Below are 26,114 nucleotides of genomic sequence, written 5' to 3' on the forward strand. Positions count from 1 at the left end.
AAATTATGGCACGGAAAAAGAAATATCCCAAAAGCCAATTACACGGAATTATTGTCAGCATTTTTGCCGATAACCCGTTCAAAGCATACAACAACAAACAAATTGCCCATAAGCTCGGCATTAAAGATAAAGCCGGGAAAAACATGATTTATACCATTCTTACCGAATTGCTTGCCGATGGATATCTGCAGGAGGTGAAAAAGGGAAAATTTGTTTTACATGCTGATAAGCTGGCCACGCTGGCCAATAAAAAGAAATATATCACCGGAACGGTGGAAATGAAAAAAACCGGTAAAGCGTATATCGTTTCTGATGAAGGTGGTGAAGACATTTATATCGCACCGAACAACACCCATCATGCTTTGCATGGCGATCATGTTAAAGTGTTGCTCTTCCCTAAACGAAAAGGACACAAAACCGAAGGTCAGATTGTGGAAATCCTGGAAAGGAAAAAGACACAATACGTGGGGATTCTGGAAGTCAGCAAAAACTTTGGGTTTGTGGTACCGGACAGTCCGTTTATGCCGGTGGATATTTTTGTTCCGAAAAGTAAGCTCAAGAAAGGGAAAAATGGAGATAAAGTGTTGGTAAACATTACCGACTGGCCGGAACATTCCAACAACCCTTTTGGAGAAGTGATAGAAGTGCTGGGTAAACCGGGCGATAATGATGTGGAGATGAAATCGATTCTGGCTGATTTTGATTTCCCGCTGTCGTTTCCGGACAAAGTACTCCGGGAGGCTGAAAAAATCAGAACGACCATCAGTAAAGAAGAAATTGCCCGCCGGAAAGATTTCCGGAAAGTATGGACCATTACCATTGACCCGGTGGATGCCAAAGATTTTGACGATGCACTCTCGTTAAGAAAACTCAAAAACGGATTATGGGAGGTCGGAGTGCATATTGCCGATGTAACCCATTATGTTCGTCCGGATACGGTCTTGGATGCCGAAGCCTACAAGCGTGCGACTTCCGTTTATCTTGTGGACCGGGTAATTCCTATGTTGCCCGAAAAACTTTCGAATGGTGTTTGCTCTTTACGCCCCGATGAAGATAAACTGACTTTCTCGGCAGTCTTTACCATGAACGACAAGGCCGAAGTAGTCAGCCAGTGGTTTGGCAAAACGGTAATCCGTTCTAATCGCCGGTTTGCTTACGAGGAAGTGCAAAAAATCATCGAAACCGAACAGGGTGAGTTTGTTGAAAACATCCTGAAACTGAACCAACTGGCTTCTATTATGCGCGAAATCCGGTTTAAAAACGGAGCCATTAATTTCAATACCCCTGAAATCCGCTTTAAGCTCGATGAAAAAGGAAAGCCAATAGAAACTTATGTAAAAGAGTCAAAGGAAGCCAATCATTTGGTGGAGGAATTTATGTTACTGGCCAATAAGTCGGTAGCGACTTTTGTAGGAAAACCAAAGAACAACAAAACACCCAAAACGTTTGTTTACCGGGTTCATGACGAACCCAATCCGGAAAAATTAAATACGTTTACCCAGTTTCTGAACCGTTTGGGATATTCGCTCGAAATTCAATCGCGTGACGCATTGGCCCGCTCATTTAATGCCCTTTTCGACCGGATAAAAGGAAAAGGGGAAGAAAACATGATTGAAACCATTGCCATACGAACCATGTCCAAAGCCTATTATTCCACAGAAAATATCGGGCATTACGGATTGGCTTTTCCTTATTACACTCACTTTACATCTCCTATCCGGCGTTATCCGGATATGATGGTACACCGGTTACTTGAGAAATACCTTGAAGGAAAAAAATCGGTAAACAAAGAAACCTGCGAAGAAAAATGTGAACATGCTTCTGAAATGGAACGCAAAGCGGCTGATGCAGAAAGAGCTTCCGTAAAATACAAACAGGTTGAATTTTTAATTGACAAAGTGGGAAAAACCTTTGACGGACTGATCTCCGGGGTGAGCAAATGGGGAATCTTTGTGGAATTGGTCGAAAGCAAAAGCGAAGGACTGATCCGTTTCAACGACATGAAAGACGATTATTATTATCTGGATGAAGATAATTATCAGATCATCGGAAAACGCTATGGCCAGAAATTACGACTGGGCGATAAAGTCAGGGTTCTGGTGAAAAATGTAGACCTGGAACGGCGACAACTCGACTTCGAAATGGTAGAGTAGGGAAAAGGCAGAAGAGGGGAGTCAGAAGTCAGAAGTCGGAAGATGGAAGATGGAAGTCAGAAGAGGGTTATCCTTGCTTTTTTCCGTCGTAAGCCCATTTCAGGTAAATGGCTCCCCAGGTAAATCCACCGCCAAAAGCCGCTAATACCAGGTTGTCTCCTTTTTTCAGCTGGCTTTCCCATTCATACAAACACATAGGAATGGTTCCGTTGGTCGTATTTCCGTACCGCTGAATATTGATCATTACCTTTTCTTTTTGAAGCTTCATGCGTCGTGCGGTGGCTTCAATAATACGAAGGTTGGCCTGGTGGGGTACCAGCCAGTCGATATCATCCGAAGAAAGATGATTCCGCTGCATGATTTCTACAGCTACATCGGCCATATTGGTAACAGCAAATTTAAATACCGGCTGGCCTTCCTGATAGATAAAGTGTTCGCGGGCATCGACCGTGGCATGAGAAGCCGGTTTTACCGAACCGCCTGCTTTTTGGTGAAGATGAACTCTTCCGGAACCGTCGGTATAAAAACGATGATCAATAATTCCGACATCTTCTGTTGTAGGCTCCAGCAATACTGCTCCGGCGGCATCTCCGAAAATGACACACGTGGCACGGTCGGTATAATCGGTGATGGACGACATTTTATCTCCTCCTACAACAATGACTTTTTTATATTCTCCTGATTCCACATATTTTGAAGCGGTAACTAACGCATAAATAAAAGTGGAACAAGCGGCATTCATATCAAAACTAAAGGCGTTTTTTATTCCTACTTTATCACTGATGATGTTGGCGGTTGCCGGAAACTGCATATCGGGGGTTACGGTGGCACAAATCAACAAATCCACTTCTTCCGGTTTTGTTCCTGTTTTTTTCAGCAGTCCTTTTACCGCCTCTACTCCCATATCGGAAGTTCCCAAACCTTCTCCCTTTAATATATGACGTTCTTTGATTCCTGTTCGGGTGGTAATCCATTCATCGGTGGTATCCACCATTTTTTCCAGGTCTTGGTTGGTGAGCACGTCTTCGGGTGCCCAGGCATGAATACCTTTAATGGCAGCTCTCAATTTAGCCATAACTTCATTTTAAAATATCAGGAGGCAAAAATAGTATTTTCATTTACATATTGAACTTTTATCCCAATTGTATTTTAAGACGCGCTAAAAGTGCATTTTAAAATTTACAATGGTAGATTGCCGCAGAAACCGGGCATAAAAAAACCTTTGTCCGGTAAGGAACAAAGGTTGATGGGTTTATAAATCCGAAGGTAAACAATACCTGAACAGATTGATAAATTGACTTTTATGCTTCTGCGCCCTGTACAATCAGTTTTCCTTTGTAGTAAAGATCGCCGTCAACATAATATGCGCGGTGATAAACGTGTACTGTTCCGGTGGTGGGGCAGGTAGCCAAAACAGGAACGTGTGCTTTCACATGAGTTCTTCTTTTATCTCTCCGTGTTTTTGATGTTTTTCTCTTTGGATGTGCCATTTTTATAAATTTTATCGGTTATTCTTTTTATTTTATTTTCACGTTTTTTAATGCTGCCCAACGCGGGTCAACAGCTTGTTTTTCAAATTTTTCCAATTCTTTGAGCATCTCCGGGTCACAGGTGCTGTTTCCGTGTGCATCATCCGGATGCACATGCTTGATCGGAAGCATCAGCTGGATAAACTCAAGAATATAAGGCGCAATATCGAACCGGCTGGTTTCAAACGGAATTGTCATTAACTCTTCCGATAATTCTTCCTCTTTTTCACCGTATTTTACGATCAGCCGAAAATCGCCCTGCAAGGGCTGTCTATAATTTTCGAGACACCGGTCGCATGCCAACTGCAGATTTCCGTTAAAATGAAATTGAAAAGTCATTAACCGGCTTTCTTTTTCAACATCCAGCTGCAGCTTAATATTCCCATGATGAATTTCTTCCAGGGGATATTGCTCAAAGAACGCGTCTTCCACCACAAAATCGAAATGATGATTCCCTAAAGCAAGGCCTTTTACGGGAATCTGAAATCTTTCGCTTTTCCTTTCCACTCTTCAAAAAATTGGGCGGCAAAATTAGAGATAAATATTTGTTTAAACAAATTTTTTATCGTATAGATTTTCCCGTTGATTTACCAGACAAAACAAGGAGAGATCTATTTCTCAAACTTTGATTTTCAAAACGTTTATCCGCGTTGTTTTTTATTCAGCTATTTTAAAGCCGAAGGAAATATTCAGGGTGGCTTTTCGTGCTGTCCGTTTTAGTCCCGGTGCCATAAGCCGTGTTTCGCTCCCGCGGCATACGAGCTCCCTGTGGTCGCTGTCTGCCCGACTTGCGCAGCCAGGCGGGGCTCCACATCGGCTTCTGTCGCCGGGCGCTGCCACTCCCATCACGGCCACAGAGGAAATCCAAAAAGACAAAAAGTCAAATCACAAAAAACTCCCAAATTCCAAAAATCAACTTCTTTTGTCATGCTGAGCAACGCGAAGCATCTCGTTTAATGGCATCCTTCATCGTCCGGGCGGACGCCCAAACGATGAATTTCACCGATAAGATGTAGTGTAATGGAGCCCCGTAGGGACGGACTCAGCTTTTCGCTTTGAATTCATTCAGAGCAAAAAATAACAACCCCTGAATCTATTGTCGTTTTTTATTTGTCTTTAACCAAACGAACACTAAAGGCAGAAGTGTTATCTACAGCCAAACCAAGATTTAACCAAGTATTATTATAATCCATTCTCGTAGTGTAAGCACAATTTAATAATGGTGCTTTATCACTAGTCCAAAAATAAGCAAACTCTTTTATACCAGCAAAAGAGATTAAAGTTTTATGCTCATTAGTTAAACCGCGCATTCCTCCTGGTAAAGCAGTGAAGCCAGTTGAATTAGTGGCTCCCGTATTGGGAGCATTCCAATGCTTAAAACTAGTTTCTTTCATTTTACCACCAGCAACAGGAGTCTTTCCTAAAGCTATTGATAAATCAATGTATTCCTGTAAAGTCGGAACATGCCAGCCCTGGGGAGCTAAACCACGAGGATCGTCAACGGCATAGAAATTATACAGGGCTCCATAGATAGAATCATATTTAGCCCGGTTATTCTGATACCAGCACATTGCTCCTTGCTTGTCATTCAACCAAACCGTGCTATCCTGAACTTCAGGGATGGGATCGCCATTACGATAATGGGTTACCTTGAGATTTTCCACGGTCCAGATACGGTTATTGATTTCAACGGTATGGTAACCATTGCCATCAATATCCATCAAACCGTAGGTCCAGATCTCCAGACTTTTGGAAAAGATAGTTCCATCAGCTGTGGTGCAATAGGCCCAAACATGGTATTTAGTGTTTGCCTGTAAACCAGTTAAGGTTAAGGAGATGATTCCGCTTTTAGCATCAGCTTTAACTTTGGTAGCGCTGCTACTGGTAGTACCAGTGCTGTAAGCTACGCCAGCTTCGCTGATCTGAGAATCATTGGGTGTTACTGTGAAATTTACAGTTACGCTTGTCATTTGTAAGTTATTGATACTGTCCATTTTTACGGTAGCTGGCACCGGAGCAGGCGTTGGTGTAGAAGAATCTTTTTGGCAACCGGTAAAAGCGGCCAAGGCGGTAAAAGAAACAGCAAGGAGTAGGGTTTTTGCTTTTGTTTTCATGGGAGGTAAGGGTTTAAACAATAAAAGTACTACAATTAGAAATACAATATTCGAAAAAAGCGAAAAAAAAGATTTTTTTATTTAAATCCGAACAAGAGATTGTTTTATTCAACCCCTTCGGGGTTATGATTTTCTGATGGGTTTATTTCCCTGCACTTCGTACAGGGTTATTCTGGTTTAATCCCTTCGGGATTAGTTATAAACACGAGATAAATATCTGACTACTTTAAGTACTTCACACTTCAAATTTTAAGTACTTCAAGTGCCTAAAGTTTGAAGTGCCTAAAGTGGGAAATCCCAAAAGACAAAAAGTCAAATCACAAAAAACTCCCAAATTCCAAAAATCAACTTCTTTTGTCCTGCTGAGCAACGCGAAGCATCTCGTTTAACGGCCTCCTTCATCGTTTGGGCGTCCTCGGACGATGAATTCCTCGGTCCACCCGCTCGCTTGCGAACAAATACACACAAAATGTGGTTGTATTGGAGTCCCGTAGGGACGACTCATTACCATTGACGCTGAATTTATTCAGAGACCGGTGTTTAACCCCTTTGGGATGAGTTATAAATACGAGATATGAATCCAAACTTTAAGTACTTCACACTTTAAATTTTAAGTACTTCAAATGTCTAAAGTGGGAAATTCCAAAAAACAAAAAAGCAAATCACAAAAAATCCCCAAATTCCAAAAATCAACTTCTTTTGTCCTGCTGAGCAACGCGAAGCATCTCGTTTAACTACCGTGATTATTTTTGAGATTCTTCACTGCGCTGCGCTCCGTTCAGAATGACAATGAAAACATGAGTAAAATATTGAAAATCAACCAATCACCAGTGACTAATGACCAAGTTAGAAATCACAAAAAACAAAAAACCAAATTGCAAACGAAATTCCAAGGTCCAAAAAACAAATCACAAGAAAACAGATAAAATTATAAATCGCCGATATTTTTAATAGAACCTTCGTTTTTCATTTTTCCGGATCGACTTTCCCGGAACGCCGGAAAACCATAAATTTGCCTCCTCATTTGAAAACATGACCATCGCAAAAGAAGAGATTACCGGAATCATTCTCGCAGGCGGCAGAAGCAGCCGTATGGGAAAAGATAAGGGTTTGTGTATGTTGAAAGACAAACCGTTGGTTTCGTATGCCATACAAACGCTTCAGCCATTATGTACCCGGTTGATGATTTCTGCCAACCATTTTCCGGAAAAATATGCCGAATTTGGCTGGCCTGTAATCCGTGACGAAATACCGGATATCGGTCCGATGGGAGGAATTTATACCTGTCTGAAAAAATCAACTACACGTTACAACCTTATCCTTTCCTGTGACACTCCTTTTGTCAATACGGCTGTTTTTCAGTTATTGCTGGAAAATGTGGAAAACAATCAGGTCATTTGTCCGGTACACGATACTTTTCTTATCGAGCCTTTAAGTGGTTGTTACCATACCAACATTTTGGGTGATTTAACCCGCTCCATCGAAAACAAAGAATTTAAAATGATGCAGTTTTTAAAACGTATCCGAATGAAAACGGTGACCATTGACGAGCATCTTCCTTTTTTTAACGACTTTCTGTTTCTGAATGTGAATTCTCCGGAAGATTTGAAAAAAGCAGAGGAGGCCGTATGGTGAAAAAACAGACATTACCTCCGGATGAATTATGGTTGCGGGCGGCCGTAGCCGGTGGTTTGTGGGCATCCGTTGAGATTATTGTGGGTAGTTTCTTGCATAATACCCGCCTTCCTTTTGCCGGTTCGATTCTTGCATTTACCGGAACGGTGTTACTCATCGGATTTTATCAGATTTGGCCATACAAAGGGTTGATTATCCGAGCCGGACTGATTACGGCCATTATGAAATCGGTTTCGCCCAGTGCGATTATTCTCGGACCCATGACCGGAATCATGCTGGAAGCAATCTTGATTGAAATAGCCATCCGGATATTGGGCTCTAACCTTGCCGGTTATATGGTAGCCGGAATCCTGAGTCTTTCCAGTGCCTTGTTTCATAAAATTATCAGCCTGATCATTTATTACGGTTTTAATCTGGTAAAAATTTATGTCAACATCATTAATTTCGGGTTAAAGCAACTGCATATCCAACAGGCTACGGACTGGCAAATCCTTTGGTTTTTGCTGTCGTTTTATGTTTTTTTTGGCGTGCTGGCCGGCGGACTGGGCTACCTCATTGGGCGTAAGGCGTTGAAGTTACAATCAGAACAACAAGACTTTGGAGAGATAAAAGGAGAACCCGAAAAAGATTTTTTTGTGATCGATAAAAACCAAAAAACCTCTACAACGTTGTTGTTTTTTCATCTCATTGCTTTACCGCTGGGACTTTTTCTGGTGAATATGCATTACCACCTTCCGGGATTGATTTTTATGGGCGTTTATGTATTGGTTTTTGGCTTTGTGTACCGGAGAGCGTTACGCCGGTTACGAAAACCCATTTTTTGGTCACAGTTGGTTATTATTGTATTACTGTCGGCGCTGTTTTGGGATTTCGGGAAGCCTGATCACCACTGGTTTAATTTGGATGGCCTTTGGGTCGGGCTGGAAATGTTACTCCGGGCTTTGTTTATCGTTACCGGATTTTCGGCTTTAAGTGTGGAATTGCTTAACGAACATGTACGGCAATTTCTTTACCGGATTGGCTTTGGCCGGTTTTATAAAGGAATTGGAATGGCTTTCGGTGCACTTCCGGTAATGATCAGTCTGTTGCCTTCGTCCAAAGAAATCTTGCATTCTCCGGTAAAATCGTTGTTAAAACCATTGGTGATGGCCAACCAGTGGCTGGATACGTTCAGAAAAGAAAGTCAGTGATTTTGATTTTCCGGTTTGGGTAAAAATTAAGAAAACGATTTCATTTTTCCGGAAAGGGAAAGAAGATATACCGAAGCTTCTTTTCCGGTTTCTTCTTTGTATTTCGTTTTGATTTCTTCTGAAAAACCGGAAACGGCCTCGTGCTTAACCAGGTTTAAAGTACAACCTCCGAAGCCGGCGCCGGTCATCCGTGCTCCGGCAGTTCCTTCGATTTGAGAAGCGGCCTGTACCAAAAAGTCTAATTCTTCACAGCTTACCTCAAAATCAAAAGCCAGCGAATCGTGCGATGCATACATCAATTCACCAAAAGCCCGGGCATTTTGCTGTTCTAACAGTTCTGCCGCTACTTCTACCCGGGTGTTCTCGTTTACGACATGCCGTAAACGGTTTTTGAGCGTGGTGTCTTCTACCAGTTTGTCTAACCACTCGTGGTCTTCACCCCGCAACATGCCCAGGTAGGGAACATCAAAAAACGAATTGATAATTTCTTTCACCCGGTTGAGTTCTTCTACCCTTTGGTTGTAAACCGATTGAACCAGACTGTGTTTTACGTTGGTATTGACCGCCACAAAATCATAACCGGTAAAGGAAGCATCGGTTTCTTTATGGTTTATCTCGTGACAATCCAGCAAAAGGGCTTTTCCCGGTTTTCCAAATACGGCAGTATATTGATCCATAATTCCGCATTGAACCCCGGCAAAATGGTGCTCGGCCCGTTGAGCCAGTAAAACAAGCTCTTTTTTGGACAGCTCGATCGAAAAGATCTGCTGAATGGCAAAAGCGGTTACTGTTTCGATGGCTGCCGAACTGGAAAGTCCGGCATTCAGGGGTACATCACTGAAAAAGGTGAGTTCCAGTCCTTGTTTTTGCCAGCCTTTCTGCTCCATCTCAACCAAAATACCTGCCGGATAATCGGTCCATTTTTTTTGCGGAACAGAAAGTAAATCGAACGGAAGAGTAATTTTTTCGTTGTAATTTAGAGAATGAAACTGTATTTCCTGTTCCGGAATAAGTTTTACAAACAGATAAGTTCCGACAGAAAGGGCGGCTGGCAATACCAGTCCTTCGGTGTAATCGGTGTGATCACCCATTAAATTTATCCGGCCCGGGGCAAAAAAAAGAAAACGATCGGTCCCGTTTATCTGCGGAAGAAAAGTCGCTAGGAAAGTTTCTGTATTCAATGTCTCTCTTTTTTTCGGGCAAAAGTAAGGCATTTTGCCTGAAGCCGGTTTGGCGATTTTATCTTTACCGGTTTATACCCGTAAACGTTTGAAAAAGCCACTCTATATAAAACTTGTGGAACAATAGCTATTTCGTTAAAAAATAAGGATTTATTAACAAACGATGAAAATTTTCCACCGATAAAATACGTATTTTTGCCTTTGAAAATCTTTTTCTCCGAAATTAAAAAAAATGGGTTATATAAAATTCGATAAAAAGCAGCTCATCAACCTGAATTACTCGCTGAGCAGAGAAAAGCTGCGGACAAACCGGGCCGGCAGTTATGCCAGTTCTACCATTATTAACTGTAACACCCGGAGTTATCATGGTTTGTTGGTGGCTCCCCAGCCGCTGATTGATGATAACAACCATGTTTTGCTGGCCGATTTGCACGAGACACTGCGCTCTAACGATTTTGAATTTCATTTGGGATCGCGGATGTACCAGGGAGATGTGATCGAACCCAAAGGACACAAATATCTGCGTGACTACGAAATGGACCCCATCCCGCGGCTGGTGTACCGCTTGGGAAATATTGTCTTGGTCAAAGAACTGATCTTCACCCAAAAAGAAGACCGTATCCTGATTCGTTATACCCTTGAAGAAAGTGCCGGAAAGGTAACTTTTCAGTTCCGGCCGTTTTTGGCTTTCCGGAGTGTTCACTCGCTGAGCAAATCCAATACATACGTGAATACCCATTTTAAACCGGCTAAAAACGGGGTGAGCTGGCAGATGTATCAGGGATATTCGCCGGTGTACATGCAGTTCTCCAAAAAAGCCGAATATGTTCATGTGCCCGACTGGTATTACAATGTAAAATATATCCGGGAGCAGGAACGTGGTTACGATTATCTCGAAGATCTTTATACACCGGGTTATTTTGAAACTACCCTTGAAAAAGGGGAAAGCCTTGTAATTTCAGCCGCTCTTGATGAAGAAAATCCGGCTTATTTTAAAAGAAAATTTGTAGCCGAAATCAAAAAACGGGTTCCCCGGAGTAATTTTGAAAACAGCTTGCAAAATGCGGCCGAAGAGTTTATCATTCATGTAAAAAACCGTACTGAAATCATTGCCGGATATCCCTGGTTTGGCCGCTGGGGACGTGATACGTTTATTTCATTGCCCGGTCTTACCCTTACCCGGGGCGATACCAAAACTTTTCATGCCGTGGTAAAAACCATGTTGCATGAATTGAAAAACGGTCTTTTCCCCAATCTCGGTCACGGCAAAGAAGCCAGCTATAATTCGGTGGATACTTCCCTGTGGTTTTTCTGGGCTTTACATCAGTATGTGCTGATGACCGGTAGCAGTAAGGGATTATGGCAAAGCTACGGAAAAGCCATGCGAAGCATTCTGAATCATTATAAAACCGGGACGCTTCATCAGATAAAAATGCACGACAACGGGTTGATCTGGGCCGGAGAACCCGGAAATGCTGTTACCTGGATGGACGCCATCGTTGCCGGGAAACCGGTAACCGGACGGATTGGCTTTGCCGTGGAGATCAATGCGCTTTGGTATGAGGCGATCCGTTTTGCTTTGCAATTGGCTGAAGAAGCCGGTGACAAAAATTTTGTCAGCCGTTGGAAAAAATGGCCGGAAAAAATTGAACACTCGTTTGCTGCCATGTTTTGGGACGGACAAAAAGGCGTGTTGGCCGATTATGTCACGTATGAAAATAAAGATTTCACCATCCGGCCGAATATGGTTATTGCTGTTTCTCTTCCGTTTACCCCGGCTACGCTGGACATGAAAATCGGTGTACTTGGGAAAGCCAAAAACGAACTGCTTACGCCAAGAGGATTGCGCTCTTTGTCGCCTCGTTTCCCGGAGTACAAAGGAAAATATATCGGGAATCAGGAAGAACGCGACCGGGCTTATCATCAGGGAACGGTTTGGCCGTGGTTGCTCGGACCATTTTCAGAAGCCTGGCTGAATCTTTATGGAAAAAAAGGAAAAGAATTTATTCTGAACCGGTATGCTGCCTTTGAAGAAGTGATGACCGAGGCCGGTGTGGGAACGGTTTCGGAAATTTACGATGGTGACCCGCCACACGAAGCCCGCGGAGCGATTTCACAGGCCTGGAGTGTCGCTGAATTGCTCAGAATAAAATGGCTGACAGACCATGTTTAATGAGAATAATGAACAAAATTTACGCTTGCTAACGATTTAAACGAAAAGAAGACATGAGAGTTTTGATGTTCGGTTGGGAATTTCCGCCACATATTACCGGAGGACTGGGAACCGCCTGTTATGGCCTTACCAAAGGCTTAAGCAAACACGGTACCGACATTATTTTTGTGGTTCCGAAAGCCTATGGCGATGAAGACCAGCAAGTAGCTTCCATCCGTAATGCCAGCGGTATTCCTTTCGATATAAACGATGAAGAATACAAAGCTTACTGGGAACATATTCAGTATATCGAAATTGGTTCCAACATCATTCCTTACGTCAGCCCTGAATATTTTTCAAAAGTTACGCAGAAAAAACAAAAAACCGGTGAAGAGCTGATCAGTCATGTTTTTTCGCGTCATTTTGAGTTTTCCGGAACGTATGGCGGTAACCTGATGGAAGAGGTGGCCCGCTATGCACTGATTGCTTCTGCGTTAGCACTAAAAGAAAATTTTGATGTGATCCACGCCCACGACTGGTTGACCTATCCGGCGGGTATTGCCGCAAAAAAATCTTCCGGAAAAAAACTGGTAGTCCATATGCACGCCACCGAATTTGACCGTACCGGTGGAAATGTGAACCAACAGGTTTATGACATTGAACGCCAGGGTATGGAAGAAGCGGATGCCGTGATTACCGTGAGTAACCTGACCCGTAACATTGTCATTGAAAAATATGGAATTTCCCCGGAAAAAGTGTTTACGGTGCATAATGCAGTGGACCAAAACACCATGAAACAACATCGGGGAAATACAAAACATTTTAATGAAAAGCTGGTAACTTTTTTGGGACGGATTACTTTCCAAAAAGGTCCGGATTATTTTATTGAAGCAGCCTATAAAGTTTTGCAAAAAGACCCGAATATTCGTTTTGCCATGGCGGGTTCGGGGGATATGCTATTCCGGATGATCCGGCGGGTAGCCCAGCTTCGCATGGCGGATAAATTTCATTTTACCGGATTTTTACAAGGCAATGATGTAGACCATATTTTCAGCATGAGCGATGTATTTGTGATGCCGTCGGTTTCCGAACCGTTTGGTATTGTTCCGCTTGAAGCGATGCGTTCCAGTGTTCCCGTAATTATTTCAAAACAAAGCGGGGTAGCCGAAATTTTACATCACGCTTTAAAAGTAGACTTTTGGGATATCGATGCCATGGCCGATGCTATTTACGGCCTTTGCCACTACGACGGCTTGTCGAAAATGTTTAAAAAATACGGCCGTCAGGAAGTGGAAAATTTAAAATGGGAAGATGCAGCCCTGAAAGTGATAGATATTTACAATAAATTGTTAAACAACAACATAAGATAATACATACCGTAATGAGAGCCATTTGTTTTTATTTTCAGGTACACCAGCCCATGCGGCTGAGAACCTACCGTTTTTTCGATATTGGAGAAAAACACGACTATTTTGACGACCATAACAACAGTTATATCATGCGAAAAGTGGCGCAGAAAAATTATCTGCCCATGAATGCCCTGCTGCTCGATTTGATTAAAGAATACGGCAGCGCGTTCAAAGTCAGTTTCTCCATTTCGGGTACGGCACTCGACCAGTTTGAAGCCTATGCCCCGGATGTGCTGGAAAGTTTTAAACGACTGGCCGAAACCGGAAATGTGGAATTTCTGGCCGAAACGTATGCCCACTCGCTGTCGGCTCTCAAAAGCAAAGAAGAGTTTACAGCCCAGGTGGCAGCACAGGCACAGAAAATCGAACAGCTTTTCGGACAAAAACCCACCACATTCCGGAATACCGAGTTGATTTATTCGGATGAAATCGGTGCCATGGTGGCCGATATGGGTTATCAGGTGATGCTGACCGAAGGAGCCAAACATGTTTTGGGCTGGCGTAGCCCCAATTACATGTACACCAACGCCATCAATCCTAAGCTAAAACTGTTGTTGAAAAATTTCCGTCTGAGTGACGATATTGCTTTCCGTTTTTCGCAGCAAAGCTGGAGCGAATGGCCGTTGACCACCGAAAAATTTGTGGGATGGCTTTCGCAGATTAATCCGCAGGAAGAAGTGGTGAATCTGTTTATGGATTATGAAACCTTTGGCGAGCATCAGTGGGAAGAAACCGGTATTTTCGATTTTATGCGGGCTCTTCCGGCTCGTGTTTTTTCACATTCCGATTTTACTTTTGCCACACCAAAAGAGCTGGGCGAAAAATTGCAGCCCGTAGCTCCGATTCATGTGCCTTATCCGATTTCGTGGGCTGATGAAGAACGTGACCTTACCGCCTGGCTGGGTAACGAACTGCAGGACGAAGCATTTGATAAACTGTATGCTCTGGAAGAAAAAGTGAAAAAATGTGACGACCCGCAAATTAAGCACGACTGGCTTTATCTGCAAACGTCCGACCATTTTTATTACATGTGTACCAAATTCTTTTCCGACGGCGATGTGCATAAATATTTTAATCCTTATGGAACACCTTACGAAGCCTTCATCAATTACATGAATGTGCTTTCTGATTTTATTCTTCGCGTGGAAGAAAATACTGCCTTTGCCCGGTCGGATGCTGATGAGCTGAAAGAAGCGGCCAAAACACTGTTTGAAAAAACAGAAAAACTGGCCCGGAAAAAGACCCGTCAGACACAAAAAGTGGTCAAAGAAAAACTAAATAAAACCAAAGAGATGAATTTCGATGACATCAAAAACATGTCGGATACTGCGGTGAAAAAACTGTTGCGCGAAATTGATCTTCAAAAACTGAGTGTGGCCATGGAAGGCGCCGGCGAAGAAATCCGTCAAAAGATCCTTCCTAATTTAGGTAAACGGGCCCGCAAACAATTTGATGAGCTGGAAAAAGAACTGAAAAAAGTGAAAAAATCAGACATCAAAAAATTTAAAAAAGAAATTGAAGATAAGCTGAAAGACCTTTTTGGCAACAAGAAATAACCGCCAAAATCTTCCGATTTTTTACCGGCAGAAGAAAATTCTACAAGCGGCTGTCCGGCAATTGAATTTTGCCGGTACATTCTCTGTACGTGAGAAGTTATTGTTAGCTTTGCAGGCCGTTTTTCTAAAAATAAATGAAACAAACACAGGCTCAAAAACGGAAGAAATAAATTAAAAAGAACGGCCCCGATTGTTTCGGGACAAAAAGAACAAACTGACAGGTATCTGCTATTTTGTTGCCCGTGTAAATAACCAAAATCAAAAAAACGAATGAAACCGGATTATATATTTGAAACAAGTTGGGAGATTTGTAATAAAATCGGGGGGATCTATACGGTTCTTTCCACCAAAGCTCCTGTGATGGTCGAAAATTATGGCGACCATTATTTATTGGTTGGACCGGATGTCTGGAAAGAAACACGTGCCAATCCTGATTTTATAGAAGACAAAACCCTTTTCTCGGAATGGAAAGAAAAAGCGGCCTCTCAAGGGCTTCAGGTAAGAACCGGACGGTGGAACATTCCTTCACAACCACTGGTTATTTTGGTGAATTTTACCGGACTTTTTGCCAAAAAAGATGAGATTTTTGCCCGTTTATGGGAAACCTACAAACTCGATTCGCTTTCCGGACAGTGGGATTACATCGAACCGGCCATGTTTGGTTATGCGGCAGGGCAGGTGATAGAAAGTTTTACGCATTTTTACCTGACGCCACAAACACATGTGGTGGCCCATTTTCATGAATGGATGACCGGTACCGGAATTTTATATCTGAAAGAAAAAATGCCGCGACTGGGTACCGGCTTTACGACCCATGCTACGGTTCTTGGCCGTTCCATTGCCGGAAACGGTTTGCCGCTCTACGAAAAGCTGGAGACTTACCGGCCGCTGGAGATGGCAGAGAAATTTCACATTATCAGTAAAAACTCGTTGGAAACGCTCAGTGCTGCCCAGGCAGATGTTTTTACCACAGTAAGTGCCATAACTTCCCGCGAAAGCCGGCAGTTTCTTGGAAAACAGGCGGATATTCTTACTATCAACGGAATGGATTCTGGTTTTGTTCCGGCGAAAAGCCAATACAAAAAACTGCGGGATAAAGCCCGCCGGAAAGCCTTTGAAACGGCATCAAAATTGACCGGAAAAAATTATGATGAAAATACTTTCCTTGTCCTGACCAGTGGCCGTTATGAATTTAAGAACAAAGGAATCGATATTTTTATCCGTGCACTGGGAAAACTGAACCAGACCCTTCCGGAAGGGAAACAGATTTTGGCTTTTATTACGGTTCCGGCAGCTCATGATGGTCCGCAGGCTGTTTTTTCCGGCGAAAATGCATTACCTCAAAATCCGTATCTGACCCACAACCTGCTGGATGAAAACAATGATCCCGTTTTACAGGAAGCACGGAAAAACGGTTTGAATAATACCGGCGAAGACCGTGTTCATCTCATCTTTGTTCCGGCTTATCTTAATGAGAACGACGGAGTAATTCAGTTAAAATATTATGACTTTCTCACCGGTTTCGACTACACGGTTTTCCCGTCTTATTATGAGCCGTGGGGATATACTCCTCACGAAAGTGTAGCTTTTGGTATTCCTACACTTACCACCTCCTATGCCGGATTTGGCACCTGGATTCAGGAACATTTTGACGACAGCCGGGTGGTAACTGTGATTGACCGGAATGGAAAAAATGAAGAAGACATTGCGGCGGAAGTTGCAGAAAAAATAATTCTCTTTTCTGAAAATAATGATACAGAGATCATCCAAAAAGAAACGGTGGCCATTACCCGCCGGTTAACCTGGAAAAAACTGGAAAAGCAGTATGAGCAGGCATGGAAGATTGCACTGGAAAAAGCAGGAAAAAGAAAAGAAAAAGAGCAAACCCAATGGACAATGCCTGAGACCTTGCGTGTAGAAGCCAGTGTAAATCCGGATAAACCGGTATGGAAAAAAATTCTGGTGCAACCGGTTTTACCCAAAGCATTGCAACCGCTGAAAGAACTGGCTTTTAATCTTTGGTGGTCGTGGAATACCGACGCGGTGGAGTTGTTTCAAAGTATTCTTCCCGACCAATGGGAAGCCCTGGACACCAATCCGGTGATGGTACTGGAATCCCTTTCGCTGGATAAAATCAATGCACTGGTAAATGACGAAAAATTCATTGACCGGCTTCATCGGGTTTACCAGAAGTTTCAGGATTACATGAAGAGCAAAAACACCGATGCTCAAGATCTGATTGCTTACTTCAGCATGGAATATGGTTTGCACAACAGCGTGAAGATCTTTTCCGGCGGATTGGGAATGCTGGCGGGCGATTATCTGAAACAGGCCAGCGACTCAAATAAAAATATGATTGCCATCGGTTTGATGTATCGGTATGGATATTTTACACAGGTCATCAGTCATTTTGGTGATCAGATAGCCGAGTATCACATCCAAAAAACCACCCAGCTTCCCCTGATTCCGGTACGCGACAAAAAAGGAGATTTGATCCGGATTCCCATTGCATTACCGGGGCGGGTAGTCTTGGCCAAAGCCTGGCGCCTGCAGGTAGGAAGAGTTTCGCTTTTTTTGCTTGATACAGACACCGCTCCCAACAGTGAAGAAGACCGGAAAATCACGGCTCAGCTTTATGGCGGGGATAACGAACACCGCTTAAAGCAAGAAATGATTCTTGGTCTTGGCGGGATTCGCCTGATTGAAGAAATGGGATATGAACCGGCAGTATATCACAGCAATGAAGGGCATTCGGCTTTTATCGGGCTGGAAAGAATCCGGCATTTGATAGAAAAAGAACATATTCCGTATGCCGTAGCCCGCGAAGTGGTACGGGCCAACACGCTGTTTACCACACATACTCCTGTGCCGGCCGGACACGATAGTTTTGAAGAACATCTCATGCGGGCTTATCTTTCGCATTTCAGTGATGTTTTCTCAATTTCGTGGGAAGAATTTATGGGATTGGGGCGTTTTAATCCGAACGACACCACAGAGAAATTCTCCATGAGTGTTTTGGCTACGCGCCTTTCGCAGGAAGTAAACGGAGTAAGCCGCATTCACGGCCGGGTTTCCCGCGAGATGTTCCGCCCGCTTTATCCGGGTTATTACGCTGAAGAACTGCATATCGGTTATGTAACCAACGGTGTGCACTATTTTACCTGGACGGATAAAATTTGGCAGGAACTCTACCGGAATACCTTTGACGAAGGCTTTGAAAACAATCAACCCGAACCGCGTTATTGGGAAAAGATTTATGATATTTCGGATAAAAAAATATGGGACAATCGTTTAATGGTGAAAAAACGCATGATTGCTTTTGTAAAAGAGCATCTGCACCATGATATGCTGGCCCGCCAGGAGAGTCCCCGGCTCATCATTGAGTCGATGAAATATCTCAACGAAAACCATCTGATTTTTGGTTTTGCCCGTCGTTTTGCTACTTACAAAAGAGCTTATCTGCTTTTTACCAATCTTGAAAGGCTGGAAAAAATAGTAAATCATCCGGAAAAACCGGTGCTTTTTCTTTTTGCAGGAAAAGCCCATCCAAACGACAAGGCCGGGCAGGATTTGATTAAGCGCATTATTGAAGTATCCAAAATGCCACAATTTGCCGGACGCATCATTTTCTTGGAAAACTATGACATGATTATGGGGAAAATGCTGACCAATGGTGTTGACGTGTGGCTGAACACACCTACCCGTCCGCTGGAAGCATCGGGAACCAGTGGCGAGAAAGCCATTATGAATGGCGTTGTAAACTTCAGTGTGCTTGACGGATGGTGGGCCGAAGGATACAAAGAAGGAGCCGGATGGGCCATTCCGGAAAGCCGTACCTACGAAAATCAAAACTTTCAGGATGAACTGGATGCAGAGATGATTTACAACATGCTGGAAGAAGAGATTATCCCGACGTATTATGCAAAAAATGCCGATGGCTTTTCCGAAAAATGGATACAGCACATTAAAAATACCATTGCCGGAATTGCACCGCATTTTACCATGCAACGCCAGCTGAATGATTATTACGAAAAGTTTTATACTCCCCTGCTGAAACAGAAAAAACGATTTACCGAACAGCATTTTTCAAAAGCCCGCGAACTGGCTGCCTGGAAAGAAAAAGTGTTGCAGGCCTGGGACAAAATTTCTGTTCTGTCACTGATTGTTCCTGATTCGGTGAAAGGGCCGGTGGCCTACGGAAAACATTTTGTGGCCGAAATTAAACTTTCGGCTCCCGGACTTACTGCCGATGATTTAGGTATAGAAATTATTATGGGCAACCGTACCAACGGAAACATCGAAAAAATCATTTATAAACAACCGTTGCAGGCAAAACAAAAAGAGAATGATATCATCTGTTTTACCTGTAATTTCCCGTTGGCACACTCAGGCATCATGGATTATGCTTTCCGGTTATTTCCTAAACACGAGCTTTTAGTACACCGGATGGATTTTCCCTTGGTGAAATGGATTTAAGGAAACGGGGGAAAGTGTGAATGATGAACGATGGATGGGGAAAGCTATTAGTTATTGGTTGATTTTCAATATGTTAACTGTGTTTTTTACTGTCATCCTGAACGAAGTGAAGGATCTCAAAAAATAATCACAGTTGTTAAAAGAGATGCTTCGCGTTGCTCAGCAAGACAAACCGGTTGGTTTTTGGGATTTGAGATTTTTTTGTGATTTGCCTTTTTGTTTTTTGTAATTTCCCACTTTAGGCATTTGAAGTACTTGAAATTTGAAGTGTGAAGTACTTAAAGTTAACCTGATATTTATCTCGTGTTTGCGACCAATCCCGAAGGGATTAAACCAGAATAACCCTGTACGAAGTGCAGGGAAATAAACCCATCAGAAAATCATAACCCTGAAGGGGTTGAACACCGGCCTCTGAATAAATTCAGCGTCAATAGTAATAAGTCGTCCCTACGGGACTCCAATACACAGCATCTTATCGATGAAGGAGGCCGTTAAACGAGATGCTTCGCGTTGCTCAGCAGGACAAAACTGTTGGCTTTTGGTATTTTGCGTTTGGGGCTTGGGATTTTTTTGTGATTTGCCTTTTTGTTTTTTGTGATTTCCCACTTTAGGCACTTCAAACTTCAGGCATTTGAAGTACTTGAAGTTTGAATGTTTAATGAGAGGAGCAGAATGAAAAACGATGAGTTGTTAATGTTTTGTGTTTTTGGACAGTAACTCTTTTTTTCGTTATCTTAGCAGGCAAAACAAAAAGTAATAAAATCAACCTGCTTCTGAAAACCCCGGAGCAATGAACCGACTCATTGTTTCCTGCCGGCAAAAGCATTGTTTATAGTAAGTTATGTCGTTAATAAAAACTTTATTTTTTCGGCTTTTCTTTTTTTTGGTATTGATCTGTTTTTATGCCTTTACGGAAGCCGGACCACAACGTCATTTGATGGAAAGCGGAATATCGCAGCATGTTTCCGGTATTGCTTCCGATTCTGTTCGTGTGGTGCAACAAATTTTCGGAGCAGATACATTGCTCAAACGAAAAGCCTCTTCCGAAGCAAAAAAACAGTTTTACCAGAAAATACAGCAGGCCATTGAATTTGCCCGGAAAACCGGACACCTTTCTGCTGCAGGTTATGCTGTGAATAAACTGGGAGAACGGTTCCGTAATGAAGCAAAATATTCGATGGCTATCTGGCTGCACAAAAAAGCCATTGATATAGCCAAAGAAACAGGAAATAATAAATTACTCATCTTTTCTTATAATGATTTGGGTGTGGTTTACCGCCGTATTGACAGTTACCAAAAGGCCATGGAGTATCACCTTAAGGCTTTAAAACTGGCTGCCCAAACAGGCGATTCTGTAAGCCGGGCCATGGCGGTGAACAGCATTGGCAATGTATATGTGATGCTGGGTGATTTTAATCAGGCGCTGAATTATTTTAGACAAAGTTTGCGGCTTGAGCAAAACCGGAACAACCCGATTGGCATTGCTATCAATCTGAATAACATTGGACATGTTTACGAAGAAAAAGGAAATCTTGCCCGTGCCTTTCAGTATTATAAACTTTCGCTTGCCATTAACCAAAGAATCGGTTCAAAAAGAGGGGTTGCTATTTGCAGTAACGATATTGCAGGGGTGTTGATCAAAGAAAAAAAATACCGCGAGGCTTTGCAATTCTCCAAAAAGGCTCTTCAAATTACCCGCGAAGTAAAAGATTACGACAACATGGCTTATGCCTACATCAAAACCGGTACAGCCTACAGTGCATTAAAAGAGTATACACAAGCTTTTCGGTATCTGTTACCCGGTATTGAACTGGCAAAGAAAATCAGGGCAAGAGCTATTCTGGAAGAGGGTTATGCCGTTTTGTTCAAGACTTACATGGCAATGAAAAACTATAAAAAAGCCATTGCCAGCCTGAAACTGAAAAACGCTTATCACGACTCTCTGATTAATCTGGATGTTAAAAAAAATATCGCGCGTTTACAGATTCAGTTTGATACCGAACGCCAGAAGAGTCAGATGCAACTGGAGAAACAAAAAACCCGGATTGCTATTCTGCAACTGAAAAAACAGAAATATTTGCTCTATTTTACCTGGAGCGCTTTTGCTATCCTGCTTATTGTGCTCGCTTTTGTCATTTTTTATCTTTTCAATAAAGAAAAACAAAACAAACTGTTACGGGAAAAAACAAAAGAAATAGAAAGAGCAGAAAAAGAATTGAAAAAAAGCAATCAGGCGCTCCAAAAAGCCATCCGGAAAGCAGAAGAAAGTGCCCGGGCAAAAACCGATTTTCTGGCCAATATCAGCCACGAAATACGGACTCCGTTAAACTCTGTCATTGGTTTTTCCGATTTGCTTTACTCCATGACTACTGACGAAAAACAAAAAAATTATCTCCGTACCATTAAATCGAGCGGAGAAAGTCTGTTGGCGTTAATTAACGATATTTTAAATCTTTCAAAAATTGAAGATGGAAATATTTCGCTTGAGTATAAGGAAACCGATCCGAGAAAAATTCTTCGTGAGGTATCTGAGATCTTTAGCATGGAAGCCTCCAATAAAGGATTGCATCTTTATGCCGAAACTGATGAAAATGTTCCGCCGACAATAATTTTTGATGAAGCCCGCTTACGGCAGATTTTATTGAACCTGGTAGGAAATGCCATCAAATTTACGGAACGGGGAAGCGTAAAAGTTCATGCTTCCGTGACAAACGAAAAGGATCAAGACCAAACGGTGACGCTGATAATCGATGTGGAAGATACCGGCCAGGGAATTTCTCCTGAAGAACAAGAGAATATTTTTGAACCGTTTCATCAGGCCGAAACACGACAAAAGTCGGAAGGGGTAGGACTTGGACTGGCTATTACCCGGCGCATGATTCAGGCCATGAACGGCGAAATTCAGTTGGAAAGCCAACCGGGAAAAGGAAGCCGTTTTACTATTCTGTTTTACGGAGTGAAAAAAGTAGATGGCCATGTTGTTAAGCTGTCGGAACAAAAGATGATCCACACGGAAGAACAGATGAAGTGTATGTTCATCAGTGAATCGCATCCGCTAAAAGAAACAGCAATAAAAACTTTTACGGAGAATGGTTACCTTGTTGAAGATGTCGGACTTAATTTAACATGGGCCCGGAAAAATCTGGAAGAATACCGGATGGTCGTTTTCTGCTGTCTGCAAGAAGATATCTTAAAAAACACCCTGAATATCTTTGAAAAAGAAAACCTGGATAACCGTTACTGTTTTATCATTTTAAATATCAATAAAGAACCCGCTTTTAATATTGCCCATAGTGATGTTTTATCTTTGCATGACAAGAACATATCTCAGATAAAAGAAACGTTAAATGCATATTTGAGAAAATTAAAAGAATACGACAAAGCCGTAAAGCTTTTCGAGCCGCTGTCCGTTCAGACGGATGCTTTATTGTTTCAGGAGATCCAACAGATTTACCAAAAGGAGTTTTCAGAAGCGTATCAAACAAAAATGTTTGATAAGATCAATGATTTTACTGAAAAAATATTGCATTTTGCGGTTAAAAATAAGTTGTTCAATTTGGAAAACTTTGCCACAGAACTGAATGTATATGCTAAGAATTTCGATATCGTATTGATTGAAAATCAAATGCGTATCTTTCAGCAGGCTTACGATTTGATTTTTCATCGCAAATGAAAGGAGCAGAAAAAATAGTTTATGGCAAAAATGCTGTTTTCCGCGTGTTTAAGCGGACCTTGTTTTTGTTGTCTGTTTTTTTACTCCTTACTCCCGGCAAAACTTTTTGTTCAGTACAGTTAGATACTGTTTCCGACACTGTTTCTATTTCGGCATTGCTAAAAGATAGTTTGCTCTCGCCATTAGACCGGTTAATTCTTTCTAAAAAGATGGCTGCGTTGTATCAAAAATCCGATCCTGAAAAAGCTTTGCCTTTAAACCTGCTTACCCTTCGGCTTGCCAAAAAGCTGAAAGATGATCCGGCATATGCTCATGCCATGTTTTATGCAGCCGAAAATTACCAGATGCTCGGGCAATACAAAAAAGCAGATTCGCTCTATGAGCAGATTATCCATACTTTCCAGATGTGTAATAAGGAACGGAAAGCCCGGTTGTATTTAAAACTGGCCAATAATTATTTTTCGTGGAGCCGGTATAAAAAAGCAGCAGAGTTTTATCAAAAAGCCCGCCTGCTTTTTGAAGAGTTGGGAATAAAATCAGGAATTGCAGATGCTTTACAGGGAGAAGGAAAAGTATGGACCAATTATAACGATTATGCCAAATCGATTGGCTTATTGCAGCGGGCTTATGATATATATAAAAGCCTGAATGACAAAAAAGGACTGGCAGCCATTGACAACCAAATGGGCATTGTAATGGAAAACTGGGGGAAACCCGAACGGGCCAAAGAATTTTTTACGTCTGCGTATAAAATTTACCACGAAACAGGCGATCTTTTTCACGAAGCCAATATGTTCCTTCATCTTGGTGATATTCAGAAGAAACAAAATCATTATTTTGAAGCCCTGAGTTATTATATGAAAGCCGAGCGGATTGCCCGGAAAATTAACAGTAACATTCTTTATGTCATTGCCCTGAGTAACGAAGCAGAAGTTTATTACGAGCAAAAACGGTATGACCGGGCCCTGGACTTGCAAAAAAAGGTACTCCCGTTGAAAAAAGCCATCGGCGACCGTCGCCGGATTGCTATCAGCTTGCTGGATATCGGAAAAATTTATTACCGGAAAAACAAATTGTTACCGGCCAAAAAATATGCTGATTCTACTTTAACCGTGGCCAAAAGTATCGGTGCCAAAGATATTCTTCTCGAAGTCTATGATCTTTTATCGAAAATTTATCTCAAACGAAAAGATTACAAAAACGCTTATTTCAGTTTGTTGAAGTACAATAAAATTCACGAAAAGATCTTTTCCGACAAAAACCGGCAAATGATCAGTGAAATGGAAGTTCGGCTTGAAGCCGAAAAAAAAGAAAAAGAAAACATCCTTTTGCGTAAGCAAACCAAGCTAAACGAAGTACGGCTTGCCGAGGAAAAAACCACCCGCCTGATCCTGGTTATTTTTATCTCATTTTTTGTTTTTGCTTCGCTGATCGTTTTCTTTTTTATACAATACAAAAACAAACTGCTCAACAAGAGTTACGCGATTTTAGCAGCCCGGAACCAGCAAATTTCTCATCAGGCTGAAGAACTGCGCAAGCTGAATGACGAGTTGTTTACTAGTCGTGAACAATACATGAGTATTGTGGAGAATGCCACTATTGGCATGTATAAAACTACGCCGGACGGAAAAATTTTGTTTGCCAATAAAACGTTGCTTCGCATGCTGGGATATACTTCTGATGATTTGAAAAAAATCAATTTGAATGAAACCAAAAGAGAAGCGCGCAAAGTATTTATACAACTGATTGAAAAACAAGGAATCATTACCGGGCGCGAAGATGTTTGGGAAAAAGCGGACGGAAGTAAGATTTATGTGAACGAAAGTGCCTGGATTATTCGTGATAAAAACAATAAGACCCTTTACTACGAAGGAATTATTGAAGACATTACCAAGCGGAAACTGGCCGAGCAGACCGCCGAAAAGAGAAAAGAGCGACTCCGGAAAATAAATGCAGAGTTGCGCAAACGAAACATAGAAATCCGCAGAGCCAAAAACCAGGCAGAAGAAGCTAACCGGGCTAAATCGCTTTTTATTGCCAATATCAGCCACGAAATTCGTACGCCACTTAATTCCATCATTGGTTTTACCGACTTGCTTCTTCCGATGGCCAAAACCAAAAAAGAAGAAACTTTTCTGGAATCCATAAAAAACAGTAGTAACAGCCTGCTTTCGTTGATCAACGATATTCTCGATCTTTCTAAGATACAGGCAGATAAACTGGAACTGTTTTACGAGCCGGTATCTGTTTTTTCCATTATTGAAGAAATCCGCGGAATTTTTTACCCGCAAATCGAAGAAAAAGGCATCCGGTTTATTGCATCTGTTTCGTCTTCGCTACACGGATTGTTTTTATTGGACCGGGTAAGGTTCAAACAAATTCTTTTTAATCTCATTGGAAATGCCATTAAGTTTACAGATAAAGGCCATGTAAAGGTTTCTGCCCACGGAGATAAAATACCGGATGAAAAAGATTACTTTGATATTACAGTAGTTGTTGAAGACACCGGATCCGGAATACCGGAGAAAGAGCAGGAAGTGATTTTTGAAGCATTTAAACAATCTTCCGAAACTTTTTCGCAACAACAGCAGGGAACCGGGCTGGGACTTAGCATTACCAAAAGATTGGTAGAAGCCATGAATGGGGTGATTTCTTTAGAAAGTCAGCCCGGAAAAGGTACCCGGTTTACCATTTGTTTCCACCATGTCGAAAGAGTTTCTTCCGAACCCTATCGTCCGGAAAAAAATCAACCGGAACCGGAAGTTGTTTCCGAAGACCGGTCAGAAACCCATTCTGCAGGAGAGATGGAAAGCCGGGTAAGAGCAGCTTTTTCAAAACAATTTCATACCACGTACGAAAAGATTTATCGAAGCCGCGTGATTGATGATATTATTCTTTTTGGAAAAGAAATGATTGTTTTTGCCGAAAAACACCGGGTATTGTCGTTGAAAAACAAAGCCCAGGATTTGGTGAGCGCTGCCGAACATTTTGAAATTGAAACCATAGAACTGATTTTAAAACAAATAAAAATCTTCTTTTAATTTTT

14 protein-coding genes and 1 pseudogene are annotated in these 26,114 nt (G+C 42.1%); 10 read left to right on the top strand and 5 right to left on the bottom strand.

Annotated elements, in window-relative coordinates; genetic code table 11:
- The first annotated feature begins 5 nt into the window (after positions 1–5).
- Positions 6–2,153: a ribonuclease R gene (gene rnr / locus LA303_RS01360; protein ID WP_240526148.1), complete on the top strand. Its 2,148-nt coding sequence runs from the start codon at positions 6–8 to the stop codon at positions 2,151–2,153.
- 67 nt (positions 2,154–2,220) lie between these two features.
- Here rnr and LA303_RS01365 read toward each other — a convergent pair whose 3' ends face one another.
- The 4 genes from LA303_RS01365 to LA303_RS01380 all read right to left on the bottom strand — a co-directional run bounded on the left by LA303_RS01365 (position 2,221) and on the right by LA303_RS01380 (position 5,796).
- A complete protein-coding gene (locus LA303_RS01365) occupies positions 2,221–3,228 on the bottom strand; it encodes a beta-ketoacyl-ACP synthase III (protein ID WP_240526149.1) in 1,008 nt (335 codons plus the stop codon).
- A 226-nt stretch (positions 3,229–3,454) separates the two neighbouring features.
- Positions 3,455–3,643 carry a 50S ribosomal protein L32 gene (rpmF, locus tag LA303_RS01370; protein ID WP_240526150.1) on the bottom strand — a complete coding sequence of 63 codons (189 nt, stop codon included), beginning with the start codon at positions 3,641–3,643 and terminating at the stop codon, positions 3,455–3,457.
- A gap of 27 nt (positions 3,644–3,670) precedes the next feature.
- Complete coding sequence (locus tag LA303_RS01375) at positions 3,671–4,189, bottom strand: YceD family protein (RefSeq protein ID WP_240526151.1); 519 nt, start codon at positions 4,187–4,189, stop codon at positions 3,671–3,673.
- A 599-nt stretch (positions 4,190–4,788) separates the two neighbouring features.
- Entirely contained in the window at positions 4,789–5,796 is a 1,008-nt protein-coding gene (locus tag LA303_RS01380) for a fibrobacter succinogenes major paralogous domain-containing protein (protein ID WP_240526152.1), read from the bottom strand.
- A 1,032-nt stretch (positions 5,797–6,828) separates the two neighbouring features.
- Here LA303_RS01380 and mobA point away from each other — a divergent pair.
- Positions 6,829–7,431 carry a molybdenum cofactor guanylyltransferase gene (mobA, locus tag LA303_RS01385; protein WP_240526153.1) on the top strand — a complete coding sequence of 201 codons (603 nt, stop codon included), beginning with the start codon at positions 6,829–6,831 and terminating at the stop codon, positions 7,429–7,431.
- Positions 7,425–8,621: a hypothetical protein gene (locus tag LA303_RS01390; RefSeq protein ID WP_240526154.1), complete on the top strand. Its 1,197-nt coding sequence runs from the start codon at positions 7,425–7,427 to the stop codon at positions 8,619–8,621. The genes mobA and LA303_RS01390 overlap by 7 nt, the downstream gene beginning before the upstream one ends.
- A gap of 26 nt (positions 8,622–8,647) precedes the next feature.
- On the opposite strand, the gene galK is transcribed toward LA303_RS01390, so the two are convergent.
- The gene (galK, locus tag LA303_RS01395) at positions 8,648–9,835 is read right to left on the bottom strand and encodes a galactokinase (protein ID WP_240526155.1); all 1,188 of its coding nucleotides are present in this window, start codon (positions 9,833–9,835) and stop codon (positions 8,648–8,650) included.
- A gap of 199 nt (positions 9,836–10,034) precedes the next feature.
- On the opposite strand from galK, the gene LA303_RS01400 reads away from it, so the two are divergent.
- The 7 genes and pseudogenes from LA303_RS01400 to LA303_RS01430 all read left to right on the top strand — a co-directional run bounded on the left by LA303_RS01400 (position 10,035) and on the right by LA303_RS01430 (position 26,109).
- A complete protein-coding gene (locus tag LA303_RS01400) occupies positions 10,035–11,975 on the top strand; it encodes an amylo-alpha-1,6-glucosidase (RefSeq protein ID WP_240526156.1) in 1,941 nt (646 codons plus the stop codon).
- 53 nt (positions 11,976–12,028) lie between these two features.
- Positions 12,029–13,324: a glycosyltransferase family 4 protein gene (locus tag LA303_RS01405; RefSeq protein ID WP_240526157.1), complete on the top strand. Its 1,296-nt coding sequence runs from the start codon at positions 12,029–12,031 to the stop codon at positions 13,322–13,324.
- Positions 13,325–13,335: 11 nt separating this feature from the next.
- Positions 13,336–14,514, top strand: a pseudogene (locus tag LA303_RS01410) (glycoside hydrolase family 57 protein); the annotation flags it as partial.
- 141 nt (positions 14,515–14,655) lie between these two features.
- On the top strand, positions 14,656–14,919 hold the full coding sequence (locus LA303_RS13565) for a FliG C-terminal domain-containing protein (RefSeq protein ID WP_394371579.1): 264 nt from the start codon (positions 14,656–14,658) through the stop codon (positions 14,917–14,919).
- A gap of 270 nt (positions 14,920–15,189) precedes the next feature.
- Positions 15,190–19,395, top strand: coding sequence for an alpha-glucan family phosphorylase (gene glgP / locus LA303_RS01420; protein ID WP_240526158.1), 4,206 nt, complete (start codon positions 15,190–15,192; stop codon positions 19,393–19,395).
- 937 nt (positions 19,396–20,332) lie between these two features.
- Positions 20,333–23,068, top strand: a complete 2,736-nt coding sequence (locus LA303_RS01425) for a tetratricopeptide repeat protein (RefSeq protein ID WP_240526159.1) — start codon at positions 20,333–20,335, stop codon at positions 23,066–23,068.
- Positions 23,069–23,112: 44 nt separating this feature from the next.
- Positions 23,113–26,109 (top strand): tetratricopeptide repeat protein, encoded by a 2,997-nt coding sequence (locus LA303_RS01430; protein WP_240526160.1) that lies wholly within the window; start codon positions 23,113–23,115, stop codon positions 26,107–26,109.
- The last annotated feature ends 5 nt before the right edge of the window (positions 26,110–26,114 follow it).

It is taken from the genome of Candidatus Sulfidibacterium hydrothermale (assembly GCF_020149915.1).
GTDB lineage: Bacteria > Bacteroidota > Bacteroidia > Bacteroidales > F082 > Sulfidibacterium > Sulfidibacterium hydrothermale.